The sequence below is a fragment of the Streptomyces sp. NPDC050703 genome (assembly GCF_040654435.1).
Lineage (GTDB): Bacteria > Actinomycetota > Actinomycetes > Streptomycetales > Streptomycetaceae > Streptomyces.
On record NZ_JBFAHX010000057.1, the window covers coordinates 1 to 13,669 of the forward strand.

The window sequence follows — 13,669 nt, forward strand, 5'->3', positions numbered from 1 at the left end:
GTCCTGATCCCCGATCAGGACCGCCCGGCCGCCGCGGTGTTCCGGGGGTGGGGCGTCAGCAGCTCAGGTTGGAGCCCGGCGTGGTGCCGAGGACCTGGGCGAACTGCTTGTAGCGGTCGACACGGCTCTGCACCTGGGCGGGGTTGCCGCCGTTGCACTCCAGGGTGCCGTTGATGGCGCGGATGGTCTCACCGAAGCCCTTGCCGTTGACCATGGCGTCGTGCGGCGTCATGGTGCCCGGTCCCGACTGGGTGTTCCAGTACCAGAGCCCGGTCATCCAGGCGACGGCCGGGTCCCGCTCGACCAGGTAGGGGTTGCGCAGCAGGTCGATGCCGAGCGCGTCGCCCGCGGCCTTGTAGTTGAAGTTCCAGCTGAGCTGGATCGGGCCGCGGCCGTAGTAGGCGGCCTGTCCGGCGGGGCAGCCGTAGGGCTGCTTGGCGTCGCAGTAGTGCGGGTAGTTCGCCTGGTTCTGCTCCACGATGTACTTCAGGCCGCCGGTCTCGTGGTAGACGTTGGCGAGGAAGGCCGCCGCCTCCTGGCGCTTCACGGTGTCGCTGCCGGTGTTGGTGAAGGCCGGGTACGCCTTCAGGGCGTCCGTCAGGCCCTTGTACGTGTAGAACGAGTTCCGGCTCGGGAACATCTGGTTGAACTGGGTCTCGCTGACGATGAATCCGGACGGGTCGGGGTTGCCCGGGTCGGTGCCGCCGCCGCAGGTGCCCGCGTCCGCCCAGACGTCGGAGCGGCCCGGCGTCTCGTTCTGGGTCCACCACTTGGCGGTCCAGTTGTGCCCGTTGTGCGAGGCGGTCTTGCCGCCCGTGTAGACGGAGGACGCGCTCCACGGCGCGGCGCACGCGGCCGCGGACGCCGTGGCGGCGGCCGGGCCCAGGACGATCATCGCGCAGAGCGCGGCCAGGGCGGCCGCGAGGCTGGTGAGGCGTTTGATCATGCGACAACTCCTAACGGGCGGGCGAGGGGTGGGCTCCACGCCGCCATGGGGGTGTCGGTGACTCAAGCGAAATGGTCTGAACCTGTCAAGGTCTGGACCAATATTGGTCCGACGGCCCGAACGGGCCGCGCGGCGGCCCCGATCGCCGTCCGGTCCGGATGATTCGGCTCTCAACTGGACGGATGACGGCGGGTGATGGCGAGAACGGCCGCCCGCCGCCCGTCCGGCGGACCGTTCCGGAACATGAGATTCCGCCGGTGTGTCCAGCATGCGGACGCCGCTCCGTGCTGCGCGGCGCCGGCCTCGGCCGTCCCTCTCCCGGGCAGGATGGACCCGGCGCGGCCCACGAGGGCCCGGCGCGGACGCGAGAAGGGCGGAGCGATGACAGACGCGGTTCCCGGGCGCCTCGTGGTCTCACGGGCGTCGCTCGACGACTGGCGCGTGGTGACCGGGTGGGCGGCGGACGAGGGCTGGAACCCCGGCCTCGGCGACGCCCCCTCCTTCTTCGCGCAGGACCCCGAGGGGTTCTTCGTGGGGCGCGTCGACGGCGAACCGGTCTCCGCGGTCTCCGTGGTCACCTACGGCGACGACTACGCCTTCCTCGGCTTCTACCTCGTCCGCCCCGGTCTGCGCGGCCGCGGCCACGGGCTCGCCACCTGGCGGGCCGGGCTCGCCCACGCCGCGGGCAGGATCGTCGGCCTCGACGGCGTCCCCGCCCAGCAGGACAACTACCGCCGCTCCGGGTTCACCCGCGCCCACGGCACCCTGCGCTACCTCGGCGTGCTGCCCGCCGCCGGTGCGCCCGACCCGCACGTACGCCCCGTGGGGGCCGCGGACCTGCGAGCGCTCACCGCCTACGACGGCGCCTGCCTCCCCGCCGACCGGCCGCGCTTCCTGCGGTCCTGGCTGACCGCCCCCGGGCACCGCGCGCTCGCCCGCGTCGTCGACGGCACGCTCACCGGGTACGGGGTGATCCGCCCCGGCCGCGACGCGCCGCGCGTGGGCCCGCTCTTCGCGGACACGCGCGCCGACGCCGAGGCGCTCCTCGGCGCGCTGGCCGCCGGGGCGGACGGCGCACCCGTCGCCATGGACGTGCCGGAGATCAACGCCGCGGCCGTCGCGCTCGCGGAGGCGCGCGGCATGAAGCCGACGTTCGGCACGGCCCGCATGTACACCGGCCCTGTCAGGGACTTCGCGCGGGAACGGGTCTTCGGGGTCACCACCCTCGAACTCGGCTGACGGTACGGCAGACGCCCGGCGTGCCCCCGGTGGTGCCGGGCCCGGACCGCGCTCAGGTGATCGTCAGCGTCGTCCGCGCCTTCGCCGCCGAGCTGTCGCCGACGTACAGGTCGACCGTGCCCTCCTCCACGACGAACTCGCCGTGCGGCGCGTTGGTCCAGAAGCCGAGGTCCTCCGCGCCGAGCCGGAAGCGGACGGTGCGCGACCTGCCCGGCCCGAGGGTGACCCGGCGGAACCCGCGCAGCCTGCGCACGGGCTGCGCCAGGCGGGCGACGACATCGTGGACGTAGAGCTGGACGACCTCGTCGCCCGCGCGCCCGCCGGTGTTGGTGACCCGCACGGACACCTCCAGCGTGTCGCCCCCGCGCAGGGCGTCCGCGGAGACGCGCGCACGGCTGAGCCGCGGCTCGCCGATCTCGAACGTGGTGTAGCTCAGGCCGTACCCGAAGGGGAACTGCGGGCCCGGCGGCAGGTCGAGGTACTTCGACGTGTACTTGTTGTCCGCGTCGTACGGGCGGCCCGTCGGCTCGTGGTTGTAGTGGACCGGGATCTGGCCGACCGCGCGCGGGAACGACACGGGCAGCTTGCCGCCGGGCGCGACCTCGCCGAACAGCACGTCGGCGATGGCGTTGCCCGCCTCGATCCCGGGGTGCCAGGCCTCAAGGACCGCGGGCGCGGAGTCCAGCCAGCCGCCGATGGTCAGCGGGCGGCCGTTGACGAGGACGACCACGAAGGGGCGGCCGGTCGCCGCGACGGCCTTCACCAGCTTCTCCTGGGCGCCGGGCAGGGAGATGTCGCCGCGCGCCGCGGCCTCGCCGCTCATCGCGGACGGCTCGCCCACCACGACGACCGTCACGTCGGCGGCCTCCGCGGCGGCCACCGCCTCCTTGATGCCCCCGGTGCCCCCGCCCTCGGGGGCGACGCCCCGGGCGTACGTCACCCGCGCGCCCGGCGCCGCCCGCCCGACCGCGTCGACGACCTTCACCGAGGGGTACTTCTCGACCGCGCCGGGGAACGACCAGGTGCCGAGGAGGTCCCCGGAGCCGGCGAAGGGGCCGACGACGGCGATGGACGTGAGGGACGGCTCCAGCGGGAGCGCCTTGCCCTCGTTCTTGAGCAGCACCATCGAGCGCGCCGCCGCCGTGCGGGCCGCCCGGCGGGTGGCGGCGGTCGGCCCCTCGATGGCGCCGTCCTCGTCGACGTAGGGGTCGTCGAAGAGGCCGAGGTCGAACTTGAGGCGCAGGACGCGGGCCACCGCGTCGTCGAGACGCCGCTCGCCGATCTTCCCCTCGCGCAGCAGCCTCTTGCCGTTCTGGACCAGGGTGGTGCTGGTCATCTCCATGTCGACGCCGGCGTCGAGGGCGAGGCGTGCCGCCGCCGCGCCGTCCTCGGCGAAGCCGTGCGCGATCAGCTCCTGCACGCCGGTCCAGTCGCTGACGACCATGCCGTCGAAGCCCCACTCCTCGCGCAGGATGTCGGTCAGGGTGTGGGTGTTGCCGTGGGCGGGGACGCCGCTGATGGTGTTGAACGAGGCCATGACGGTGGCGGCCCCGGCCGCCACGGCCGCCTCGAACGGCGGCAGGTAGAGGTTGCGCAGGCGCGACTCCGAGACGTCCACCGTGTTGTAGTCCCGGCCGCCCTCGGCGCCCCCGTACGCGACGAAGTGCTTGGCGCAGGCGGCGACGCGGTCCCTGGCGCGGTAGGGCGCAAAGTCCCCGCCGTCCGCGTCGCCCTGATAGCCCCTGACCTTGGCCGCGGCGAACACCGACGTCAGGTACGGGTCCTCGCCGTTGCCCTCGGCGACGCGGCCCCAGCGCGGCTCGTGCGTGACGTCCATGGCCGGCGCGAAGGCCCAGTGCACGCCGTTGGAGCGGGCCTCCCGCGCCGAGACCTCGCCGTCCGCCCCCGCGACGGCGGGGTCGAAGCTCGCCGCCTGCGCCAGCGGGATCGGGAACGTCGTCCAGAAGCCGTGGATCACGTCGAGGCCGAAGACCAGCGGAATGCCGAGGCGGGACTCCTCGACAGCGATGCGCTGGAGGGCGTTGGTGGCCTTCGCGCCGTAGACGCTCAGCACCGAACCGAGCCTGCCCGCGCGCGCCGCGGCCTCCGCCTCCTTGGTGCCGCCCCCGCCGGGACCCGTGTCGTACGCCCACGGGAGCTGCTGGAGCTGACCCAGCTTCTCCTCGGCCGTCATACGGTCGAGCAGCTCGCGGATCTCGCGGTGGTACGCCTTCTCCGGACGGGCGGCGGGGCCGCCCTGCGCCGCGCCGGCGCTGCTCGCACCCGCGGTGCCCGGGGCGCCGAGCGCGCCTCCCGCGACCGCCGTGCCGCCCATGGCGGACAGCAGGGTACGCCGTCGTACATCACGCATGCGTTCGCCTTCTCACCTCGGGTGGGGTGGGGGATGCCTTCGATTCGGTTGACCTGAAGTTAACTTGAGGTCCTAACGTTCTGTTCATGAGCATGGAAACCACGGCCTGGACCCAGCTGTACAGCGTGATGCACGCCCAGCAGGACCGCCGCCCCTTCGCCCGCGCCACCCTTCGCCGCATCGGAGCATTCGCGCGGCCCCACCGCACGCGCATCTGGCAGTTCGTGCTGCTCAGCGTCGTCACCGCGCTGCTCGCCGTGGCCACGCCCGTCCTCGCGGGAAAGGTCGTCAACGTCATCGTCTCCGGCGGCGACTCCGCGACCGTCGTGCGCTACGCCCTGCTGATCGCCGCCATCGCGCTCGCCGAGGCCGGCATCGGCCTGCTGAGCCGCTGGCTGTCGGCCAACCTCGGCGAGGGCCTCATCCTCGACCTGCGCACCGCCGTCTTCGACCACGTACAGCGCATGCCCGTCGCCTTCTTCACCCGCACCCGCACGGGCGCCCTGGTCAGCCGGCTCAACAACGACGTGATCGGGGCCCAGCGCGCCTTCAGCAACACCCTCTCCGGGGTCGTCGGCAACATCGTCACGCTGCTCCTCACCCTCGCCGTGATGCTCACCCTCTCCTGGCAGATCACCCTGCTCGCCCTGGTGCTGCTCCCCGTCTTCGTCGTGCCCGCCCGGCGCATGGGCGCGCGCATGGCCAAGCTCCAGCGGGAGGCCGCGCACCACAACGCCGCCATGGGCACCCGCATGACCGAGCGCTTCTCCGCGCCCGGCGCCACGCTCATCAAGCTCTTCGGCAGGCCCGGCGACGAGTCCGCCGAGTTCGCCGCGCGGGCCCGCCGCGTGCGCGACATCGGCGTACGCACCGCCATGGCGCAGTCCGCGTTCATCACCGCGCTCACCCTGGTCTCGGCGCTCGCGCTGGCCCTGGTCTACGGACTCGGCGGGTACTTCGCCCTGGAGGGTTCGCTGAAGGCGGGCGCCGTCGTCTCGCTCGCGCTGCTGCTCACCCGGCTCTACGCGCCGCTGACCTCCCTGGCGGGCGCCCGCGTCGAGGTGATGAGCGCCCTCGTCAGCTTCGAGCGGGTCTTCGAGGTCCTCGACCTCAAGCCGCTGATCGAGGAGAAGGCGGAGCCCGCCCCGGTCCCCGAGGGGGCCGTGGCCGTGGAGTTCGACGACGTGCGCTTCGCCTACCCGGCCGCCGACAAGGTCTCCCTCGCCTCCCTCGAAGAGGTCGCCTCGCTCGACACCCGCGGCGGCGACGAGGTGCTGCACGGCGTCTCCTTCCGCGCCGAACCCGGCCAGACCGTCGCGCTCGTCGGCTCGTCGGGCGCCGGCAAGTCGACCATCGCGCAACTCCTGCCACGGCTCTACGACACCGACCAGGGCGCGGTGCGCATCGGCGGCGTCGACGTGCGGGACCTCTCCGCCGAGTCGCTGCGGGCCACCCTCGGCATGGTCACCCAGGACGGCCACCTCTTCCACGAGTCCGTACGCGACAACCTGCTCCTCGCCAGGCCGGACGCGAGCGAGGACGAACTCTGGGACGTGCTGCGGCGCTCCCGCCTCGAAGACCTGGTGCGCTCCCTGCCCGACGGGCTCGACACCGTGGTCGGCGAGCGCGGCTACCGCCTCTCCGGCGGTGAGCGCCAGCGCATGACCATCGCGCGCCTGCTCCTCGCCGGGCAGCGGGTCGTCATCCTCGACGAGGCGACGGCACACCTCGACAACACCTCCGAGGCGGCCGTGCAGGAAGCGCTCGCCGAGGCCCTTGAGGGCCGCACCGCCGTGGTGATCGCCCACCGGCTCTCCACGGTCCGCTCCGCCGACCTCATCCTCGTCGTCGAGGCGGGCCGGATCGTGGAACGCGGCACGCACGACGAACTCCTCGCCCTGGACGGCCGGTACGCGGAGCTGCACCGGACCCAGTTCGCCAAGGGGGCGGGGCAGGCCGAAGCCGCGGAGGTGGTGGAGGTGGCCTGAGCGCGGGGGACGGAGCGGCCAGGTCCCGCGGACGCGTCGAATCCGTGTCCGGACGTCCACCGGGAGTTCATCGGTTCCCCACCATCCTCGCCGGTATCCATGAGAGAAACCCCCCATGTGCGACGACGAGTTGATACCGCCGAGCGCGGACATGACCGAGGAGCAGTGGCTGCGGACCGACCCCGCGCTCTCCGGGGGGCCGGTGGGGGAGCGGGTCCGGGCCATGCGGGCTCCCCGGCGGCGGGCCGTGCTCGGCGGAGCGGTGGCGGGCGCGGCGGCGCTCACCGTCCTGTCGGCCGCGGGCCGGACACCCGCGGCGGCCGCCGCCCGCACCGGCGCCTTCCCGCTGCCGGCGGCGCCGAACCGGAACGGGGAGTACGCGGTGCTGCTCACCGGTGACGCCGGTACGGGCGAGGAGGCGCAGCACGCGGTGGCCGCCGCGGCGCGGGAGGTGTGCCGCGCCGAAGGGGTCGGCCTGGCCGTCGGGCTCGGCGACAACATCTACGAGAACGGCCCCGAGTCCGCGGACGACTCCGAGTTCCGCACCAAGTTCGAGGAGCCCAACGCGGGCCTCGACTTCCCGTGGCTGATGGTCCTCGGCAACCACGACTGCTCGGGGCTGATACCCGGCAGCGGCGGCGACCCCTCGCGCGGCGACCGCGAGGTCGCCTACGCCAGGGCGTCACGGCGCTGGCACATGCCGGACCGCTACTACAACGTGGCGCTCCCGGCGGCCGGCGAGGGCGGGCCGCTGGTGGAGTTCTTCGCCATCGACACCAACCCCGTCTCCTCCTACGTGGCCCAGATCGACCCGCACTACTGGTGGAACGGCCCCTACATGCGGGAGCAGCGCGCCTGGCTCGACGGCGCGCTCAAGGCGTCACGGGCGCGCTGGAAGGTCGTGCTCGGCCACCACCCGTACCTGAACAACGGCAAGCACGGCAGTGCCGGTTCGTACGACGGCTTCACGATCGGCAACTACACCAGCGGAATCCATCTCAAGGAGCTGTACGAGGAGGTGGTGTGCGGCCGGGCCGACCTCATCCTCTCCGGCCACGACCACACGCTGCAGATCCTGGAACCCACCACCCGCACCGGCGGCACCCGGCAGATCGTCTGCGGAGCCGCGGGCAAGGCGGGCGACGGCAGGGCGCACTTCGGCCACCCCGCGTCCTGGCAGGACTTCACCGACCACGGCTTCATGATCCTCAAGACGTCCGGGCGGGCGATGACGGTGGACGCGTACACGGTGGACGTCGCCACCCGCAGGGCCCGCCTCGCCCACAGCGTCCGCACGTCGGGCCCGCTGGCGGCGGCACCCGCGCGGTGAGGGCCGGACCGGCCGGCGGATCACGCCCTCAGAGGCGCTCCGGCGGCTCCAGAGGGGTCAGCGGGGCCGGCGGGGCGCCGCTGACCTCGGTGATCAGCAGGGCCGCGAGGTCGCGGACCTTCTTGTTCCTGTTCTGCGAGGCGCGCGCCAGGATCTCGAAGGCCCGCGGGGCGGTGCAGCGCCGCTGGGCCATGAGGATGCCGATGGCCTGGTCGATCCGTGTGCGGGAGGCGAGCGCGGTCTGCAGGTCCTCGCTGAACCGCGTCTGTTCGGCGATCTTGTGGGCCACGCCGAGGGCCCCGGCCGCGTGCCCGGCGAAGACGGCGGCCTGGTCGCGCACCGAGCCGGAGAAGCTGTCCGGTTCGTCGGCGTAGAGGTTCATCACGCCGGTGCCGCACCGGCCCGGCGGCGTCAGGGGCAGCGCGAGCGAGGAGCGCAGGCCGATCAGCAGGGCGCGCTCGGCGAAGACGGGGAAGCGGACGCTGCCGCGCATGTCGCCGACCGCGTGTATCTCACCGGTCCGCAGGGCCTCCAGGCAGGGGCCCTCGCCCCTGTCGTACTGCTCCTGGTCGGCACGGCGCACCAGCTCGTCGCTGGCCGCCGCGGTGCGCAGCCGTCCCCGCGCGGCGAGCGTGATGGAGCAGTGCACCCGCACGGGCAGCAGATCCGCGGCGAGCACCACCAGCTCCTGGAGGAACTCCTCCAGGCGGTCCGAGCCGAGGAGCAGCGACTGTAGTTGTGCCAGGGCCTGCTCCCCGATTCCGGGCAGACCGGGCTCTACGGCGGTCATGGTGCGGTGGGCGCCTTTCGCGACGGGGGCATATCCCCGGGGCGAGTACCCGCCCGCGTCCCGTCATGCCGCGAACGTGTACCGCACATCCGTTCGCCCACTCACCCGGTGGCCGTCCGGGGTGGTTCCGATGGCGCCCCGCCGCCGATAACCTCCTGCCAGAGGCGTAGTCAGGCAGAGGCTGCCCATGGGCTGAACAGTGCTCTGGAGCTTTCCGTGTCCCTGCCGAACCTTCCGGCCGACGCCGACGCCGACGCCGACGCCGATCCGATCGTGATCCCGCTGGTCGAGATCGTCGACCTCGCCAACGTCGCGCGCGTCCGCGACGACCTGGGGCGGCTGCTCGGTTCGGCCGGAACGCGCGTGGCCGTCGTCGACCTGCGCACCCCGTGCCTGACCGCGGCGGCCGTCGGCGTCCTGGAGGAGACCCAGGCCTTGGCGGACCGGCTCGGGGTGCGGCTGCTGGTGGCCGCCCCGCACCGGCTGACCCGGCACGTCCTGCGCGTCACCGCGGCCGACGTCTGCCTCGCGGTCCACCCGGACCTGCTCTCGGCCCTGCGGGAGGCGGCGGACTGACGGCGCCGCTCGGTCAGGGGCCGGTCACCCCGGCCACCGGCTTCTCGCGGGACGCGGTGGGGTGCAGCTGCCGCCTGGCCACCGCGAGCGCGCTCCCTATGTCGCGGGTGCCGGTGGAGACGCACAGGGTGTAGGTGACGTCCTCCATGCGCCGGCGGGTCTCGGCGGCCCCGGCGCGTCCGGTGCCCTCCGCGCGCCCGGCGCTCAGCGCCTCGTAGTTCTCGACCAGGTTGCGGAGTACGGGTCGGGCCATCAGCACGGCGGTCATCCTTTCGGAGCAGAGCGGCTTACGTTCCTGCGGTACCCCGACCCACTCCGGACATTCCACTTCATTTCCGGAGATCTTCTATTCGCTCTTCCCGCGCTCTCCGTGCCCTTAGTGCCCTCAGCGCCCTTAGCGCCCTTAGCGCCCGTCGTGCTCCAGGGTGATGACCACCTTGATGTCGTCCTCGCGCGCCGTGAACGCCTCGGCGGCGCGCTCCAGGGGTACGCGCCTGGTGATCATGCGCTCCAGCCAGGAGCGGTCGGCCTTCGCGAGGGCGTCCGCGCCCTGCCGGTAGTGGCGGAGGTTGGCGTTGACCGAACCCACCACCGCGTCGTTCTCCAGCACCAGCTCCCGGTTGATCGTCCCCGCGTCCACCGAGAGGCTGCGCCCCTTGGGCGAGACGCCGGTCAGGCAGACGATCCCGTACGTCGCCGTCCCGGCCATCGACTGGAAGACCACGGAGCCCGCCCCGGTCGCCTCGATCACCACGTCGGGGCGGAGCGCCGAGGTGACGCCGCCGATGTCCTCGCTGTGGTAGGTCGCCCCCAGGTCCCCGACCAGCCCCGGCTTCGGCCCCCGGGTGACCTGGTCGAGCACGTGTACGTCGAGGCCCCGCTGCACGCCGAGCAGCGCCGCGAGCAGGCCGATCGGGCCCGCCCCCGTGACGAGCACCCGGCGCGGCTCGAACCAGGCGCGGGCGCCGATCCGCTCCACCTGCTCCCACGCCTTGGTCACCACGGTGGTCGGTTCGAGCAGCATGCCCACCGGCTCCAGGGCGGGGTCGAGCCTGACCGCGTAGTCGCTCTCCACGGTCCAGGTCCGGCTGGCGTAACCGTGGCGCTCCTTGATGCCGCGCTCGGTGTAGCGGCCGTTGCGGCACATGTCGAACTCGCCGTGCGCACACGCGCCGCACGGCTCGGGGTCCGGGCGGCGCACCACGCCCACCACCAGGTCGCCCCGGGCGAAGCCGCTGTCCCGCGGCGCCTCGCGCACCCGGCCCAGTGACTCATGGCCGAGGATCAGACGGTCCTCGCCGGGCGGCGCCCAGCCGTAGTCGCCCGCGACGATCTCCTTGTCGGTGCCGCAGACCCCGACCGCCAGGCCGTCCACCAGCAGCTCGCCCTCGCCGCGCTCCGGCTCGGGCATGTCGCGCACGGACAGGGAGTCGCGGGCGGAGGGTCGGACGGTGACGGCACGCATGGGCACTCTCCAGGCTCTGTGCGGGGGTGCGGCGCCTCCGCTGGGCGGGACCGCGCGGGCGAAGGGGGCCTTTCGCACCAGAGTGCCCGCCTTCGCGGGGCCCATACGCCGCCGCCGTCGGCGTTCCCGGCGCACATGCCGATCGGCGCGAGGCTGCGCATAATCCCCACATAAGCATCTTTGCGCGACAAGTTCGACGTGATCGACGTGACCGACGTGAACGGCATGACCGACCTGAACGGCATGGCCGACGTGAACGGCATGGCCGACGTGATCGGAGAGGGAGACGCCGAGCGGGGCGGAGACACGAGCGGGGGCGGAGAAGGGGGCGTCCGTGGATCTGGAGACGGTCGCCGACGAGCTGTACGGACTGCGGCCCGAGGAGTTCACCGCGGCCCGTGACGAGCGCGCGGCGGCGGCGCGGAAGGCCGGTGACCGGCCGCTCGCCGAGCGGATCAAGGCGTTGCGCCGCCCGAGCCTGGCGGCCTGGGCCGGCAACCTTCTGGTGCGCGGACAGCCCGACGAGGTCCGGCCGCTGATCCAGTTGGGTGAGGGCCTGCGCCGGGCGCACCGGGGCATGGACGGGCCGCGGCTCCGCGAGCTGTCGCGGCAGCAGCACGTCCTGATCAACGCCCTGTCCCGGCAGGCCGGGCGGCTCGCCGCCGACGCGGGCCACCCGATCGGCGAGGACACCCGGCGCGAGGTGGAGCAGACCCTGCACGCCGTCCTCGCCGACGAGCGGGCCGCGCGGGCGTGGGCGCAGGGCCGGCTGACCAGGCCGCTCGACGCCACCACCGGCTTCGACGCCGCCCTCAGGGGCGCAGGGCCCCACGAGGAGGCCGCCGAGCCGCCGCCGGAGAAGCGCCGCCCACGGCCGAAGGCATGGAAGCGGGACGCCGCGGCCGACGCACGCCGGCGCGAAGAACTCGCGCGCGCCCGACGGGACGCCGATGAGGCGGACCGCGCACTGCGGGAGCGCCGGAAGGAGGCGGCGGCGGCCGACGAGCGGGCCGCGGCGGCGGCGGACCGGGTGCGGGAGGCGGAGCGGCGCCTCGCGGAGCTCGAAGAGGAACGCCGCAGCGCGGCGGAGCGGCACGAGCGGGCCCGCTCCGCCGAGCGCGAGGCGCGGGAAGCGGCACGTGCGGCCGCCCGCGCGGCCCGTGCGGCGGGGAGCCGGGCGGAGCAGGCGTCCGCGCTCCTCGACCGGCTGGACACCGAGGACCCCGACCACCGTGACGGTGAAGGAGACGACGACTGATGGCGAGATCGATCTGGAGCGGGGTGCTGACCTTCGGCCTGGTCACGGTCCCCGTGGGCCTCTTCACCGCGACCGAGGACCACACCGTCCACTTCCACCAGCTCCAGCGGGGCACGGGCGACCGCATCCGCTACAAGCGGGTCAACGAGCGCACCGGCGAGGAAGTGCCCGGCGACGACATCGTGAAGGGCTACGACCTCGGCGAGGGCGACTACGTCGTCGTCGAACCCGAGGAGCTCGACGACATCGCCCCGGGCAAGTCGAAGGTCATCGACATGACGGGCTTCGTCAACCTCGACCGGATCGAGCCCGTGTACTTCGACAGGACCTACTACGTGGCGCCGCGCGGCAAGGAGTACGCGAAGGTCTACGAACTGCTGCGCGCGGCACTCGAACGGTCGGACAAGGCGGGCATCGCCACCTTCACGATGCGCAGCAAGCAGTACCTGACCGCCCTGCGCGCCCAGCACGACGTCCTGGTGCTGCACACGATGCGCTGGGCCGACGAGGTGCGCGACCCGCGCGCGGATGTGGACGCCATGCCCGCCCGGCGCCCCGAGGTCGCCGACCGCGAGCTGCGGACGGCCCAGCAGCTGATCGACGCCCTCAGCGTCGACTGGGACCCGAACGACTACCACGACACGTACGAGGAACGCGTCAAGGCACTCGTCGAGGCCAAACGCGAGGGCAAGGAAGTGGTCGGCGAGGAGGGACCGCCCGACGCCACGAACGTCGTGGACCTGATGTCGGCGCTGGAGCGGAGCGTCGAGCGCAGCCGGGGCGGCGGTGACGGCGGGAGCAAGGGGAAGGGCGGGAGCAAGGGGAAGGGCGGTCGCCGCCGGGGCCCGGCGAAGTCGGGGAAGCGGCCCGGTGAGGACCTGTCGTCGCTCACCAAGGGCGAGCTGTACCGGCGCGCGGCCGACGCCGGCGTCCCGGGCCGCTCGAAGATGAGCCGGGAGCAGCTCGTCGAAGCCCTCAAGGGACGGAAGGCGGCGGCCTGAGAACCTGACGGGGTGGCCGTGGCGGCGCCGGCCGCCGCGGCCACCCCGTCACTCCCGCGCCCCGTCGTTCCGCGTCAGCGCCCCAGCGCCTTCTTGAGCTGCTGCTTGTTCATCGAGGAGCGGCCCTCGACGTTCTTCTTCCTGGCCTCTTCGTAGAGCTGGTCCCTGGTGGGACCCTGGGAGCCGCTGTGCGAGCGCTCCCCGCCGCGCTGCGACGCCGACTTGGGGTCCTTCGTCGACGTCCTGCTCGCGGTCTTCGACTCGCCGGAGCGGGCGCGCTCCTTGTTGACCGTGCGCGCCGCGATCTCCTTGGCCCGGCCCTCGGACGCGCCGCGGTCCTCGGCGCTGTCCTTGATGTGCTCGTACTGACGCTCACGCTTCTTGCTGGATCCAGCCGGCATGACGGCCTCGCTTTCTCACGGCCACCGGTCGCCGAGAGTGCTCGCGGTGGTTCTCTTCGTGGGCATGTGCCCCAGTTTCACACCGGTACCCGGGCTCCGCCCGATCACGCACGGGTGTGCGGCGCCCGAGGGGCCGGGGCGGCGCCGGCCGCTGTGGTCCCAACGGCCGGCGCCCGGCCCTCGCGTACGAGGACCGTCTCCACGGGTGATCCGGTTCGGCGAGACCAATCCCGCCTCGCCCGGAGTCTCCGCAAACTCTTCTCATCGCCGGGCCCGAGCGGGCGGGCGAGCGGTCCACCGTGCC

Annotated in this window: 12 protein-coding genes; 6 read left to right on the top strand and 6 right to left on the bottom strand. The window is 73.3% G+C overall.

Features of this window, described 5'->3' with window-relative positions:
- Positions 1-55 precede the first annotated feature (55 nt).
- A complete protein-coding gene (locus AB0I16_RS32310) occupies positions 56-946 on the bottom strand; it encodes a glycoside hydrolase family 19 protein (RefSeq protein ID WP_363253215.1) in 891 nt (296 codons plus the stop codon).
- 381 nt (positions 947-1,327) lie between these two features.
- Between AB0I16_RS32310 and AB0I16_RS32315 the strand changes: the two genes are divergently transcribed.
- Entirely contained in the window at positions 1,328-2,185 is an 858-nt protein-coding gene (locus AB0I16_RS32315) for a GNAT family N-acetyltransferase (RefSeq protein WP_363253216.1), read from the top strand.
- 52 nt (positions 2,186-2,237) lie between these two features.
- Here AB0I16_RS32315 and AB0I16_RS32320 read toward each other — a convergent pair whose 3' ends face one another.
- Positions 2,238-4,556 carry a glycoside hydrolase family 3 N-terminal domain-containing protein gene (locus tag AB0I16_RS32320; RefSeq protein WP_363253217.1) on the bottom strand — a complete coding sequence of 773 codons (2,319 nt, stop codon included), beginning with the start codon at positions 4,554-4,556 and terminating at the stop codon, positions 2,238-2,240.
- A gap of 86 nt (positions 4,557-4,642) precedes the next feature.
- On the opposite strand from AB0I16_RS32320, the gene AB0I16_RS32325 reads away from it, so the two are divergent.
- Positions 4,643-6,544: an ABC transporter ATP-binding protein gene (locus AB0I16_RS32325; protein WP_363253218.1), complete on the top strand. Its 1,902-nt coding sequence runs from the start codon at positions 4,643-4,645 to the stop codon at positions 6,542-6,544.
- A 115-nt stretch (positions 6,545-6,659) separates the two neighbouring features.
- On the top strand, positions 6,660-7,874 hold the full coding sequence (locus AB0I16_RS32330) for a metallophosphoesterase (protein ID WP_363253219.1): 1,215 nt from the start codon (positions 6,660-6,662) through the stop codon (positions 7,872-7,874).
- A gap of 28 nt (positions 7,875-7,902) precedes the next feature.
- On the opposite strand, the gene AB0I16_RS32335 is transcribed toward AB0I16_RS32330, so the two are convergent.
- A complete protein-coding gene (locus AB0I16_RS32335) occupies positions 7,903-8,664 on the bottom strand; it encodes a GAF and ANTAR domain-containing protein (protein ID WP_363253220.1) in 762 nt (253 codons plus the stop codon).
- Positions 8,665-8,880: 216 nt separating this feature from the next.
- Here AB0I16_RS32335 and AB0I16_RS32340 point away from each other — a divergent pair, with 216 nt between their 5' ends.
- Positions 8,881-9,240 (top strand): hypothetical protein, encoded by a 360-nt coding sequence (locus AB0I16_RS32340; protein WP_363253221.1) that lies wholly within the window; start codon positions 8,881-8,883, stop codon positions 9,238-9,240.
- A 13-nt stretch (positions 9,241-9,253) separates the two neighbouring features.
- Here AB0I16_RS32340 and AB0I16_RS32345 read toward each other — a convergent pair whose 3' ends face one another.
- Positions 9,254-9,499, bottom strand: coding sequence for a DUF5133 domain-containing protein (locus AB0I16_RS32345; RefSeq protein ID WP_363253222.1), 246 nt, complete (start codon positions 9,497-9,499; stop codon positions 9,254-9,256).
- A gap of 144 nt (positions 9,500-9,643) precedes the next feature.
- Positions 9,644-10,705, bottom strand: a complete 1,062-nt coding sequence (locus AB0I16_RS32350) for a glucose 1-dehydrogenase (protein WP_363253223.1) — start codon at positions 10,703-10,705, stop codon at positions 9,644-9,646.
- A 334-nt stretch (positions 10,706-11,039) separates the two neighbouring features.
- On the opposite strand from AB0I16_RS32350, the gene AB0I16_RS32355 reads away from it, so the two are divergent.
- Both AB0I16_RS32355 and AB0I16_RS32360 read left to right on the top strand, forming a co-directional pair.
- On the top strand, positions 11,040-11,963 hold the full coding sequence (locus AB0I16_RS32355; RefSeq protein ID WP_363253224.1) for a hypothetical protein: 924 nt from the start codon (positions 11,040-11,042) through the stop codon (positions 11,961-11,963).
- Positions 11,963-12,964, top strand: a complete 1,002-nt coding sequence (locus AB0I16_RS32360) for a Ku protein (RefSeq protein WP_363253225.1) — start codon at positions 11,963-11,965, stop codon at positions 12,962-12,964. The genes AB0I16_RS32355 and AB0I16_RS32360 overlap by 1 nt, the downstream gene beginning before the upstream one ends.
- Before the next feature lie 74 nt (positions 12,965-13,038).
- On the opposite strand, the gene AB0I16_RS32365 is transcribed toward AB0I16_RS32360, so the two are convergent.
- Complete coding sequence (locus AB0I16_RS32365; RefSeq protein ID WP_363253226.1) at positions 13,039-13,365, bottom strand: plasmid stabilization protein; 327 nt, start codon at positions 13,363-13,365, stop codon at positions 13,039-13,041.
- Positions 13,366-13,669: the final 304 nt, after the last annotated feature.

Coding starts and splice junctions, on each gene's coding strand:
- AB0I16_RS32310 (WP_363253215.1), bottom strand. CDS start 946: ATGATCAAACGCCTCACCAGCCTCGCGGCCGCCCTGGCCGCGCTCTGC.
- AB0I16_RS32315 (WP_363253216.1), top strand. CDS start 1,328: ATGACAGACGCGGTTCCCGGGCGCCTCGTGGTCTCACGGGCGTCGCTC.
- AB0I16_RS32320 (WP_363253217.1), bottom strand. CDS start 4,556: ATGCGTGATGTACGACGGCGTACCCTGCTGTCCGCCATGGGCGGCACG.
- AB0I16_RS32325 (WP_363253218.1), top strand. CDS start 4,643: ATGAGCATGGAAACCACGGCCTGGACCCAGCTGTACAGCGTGATGCAC.
- AB0I16_RS32330 (WP_363253219.1), top strand. CDS start 6,660: ATGTGCGACGACGAGTTGATACCGCCGAGCGCGGACATGACCGAGGAG.
- AB0I16_RS32335 (WP_363253220.1), bottom strand. CDS start 8,664: ATGACCGCCGTAGAGCCCGGTCTGCCCGGAATCGGGGAGCAGGCCCTG.
- AB0I16_RS32350 (WP_363253223.1), bottom strand. CDS start 10,705: ATGCGTGCCGTCACCGTCCGACCCTCCGCCCGCGACTCCCTGTCCGTG.
- AB0I16_RS32360 (WP_363253225.1), top strand. CDS start 11,963: ATGGCGAGATCGATCTGGAGCGGGGTGCTGACCTTCGGCCTGGTCACG.
- AB0I16_RS32365 (WP_363253226.1), bottom strand. CDS start 13,365: ATGCCGGCTGGATCCAGCAAGAAGCGTGAGCGTCAGTACGAGCACATC.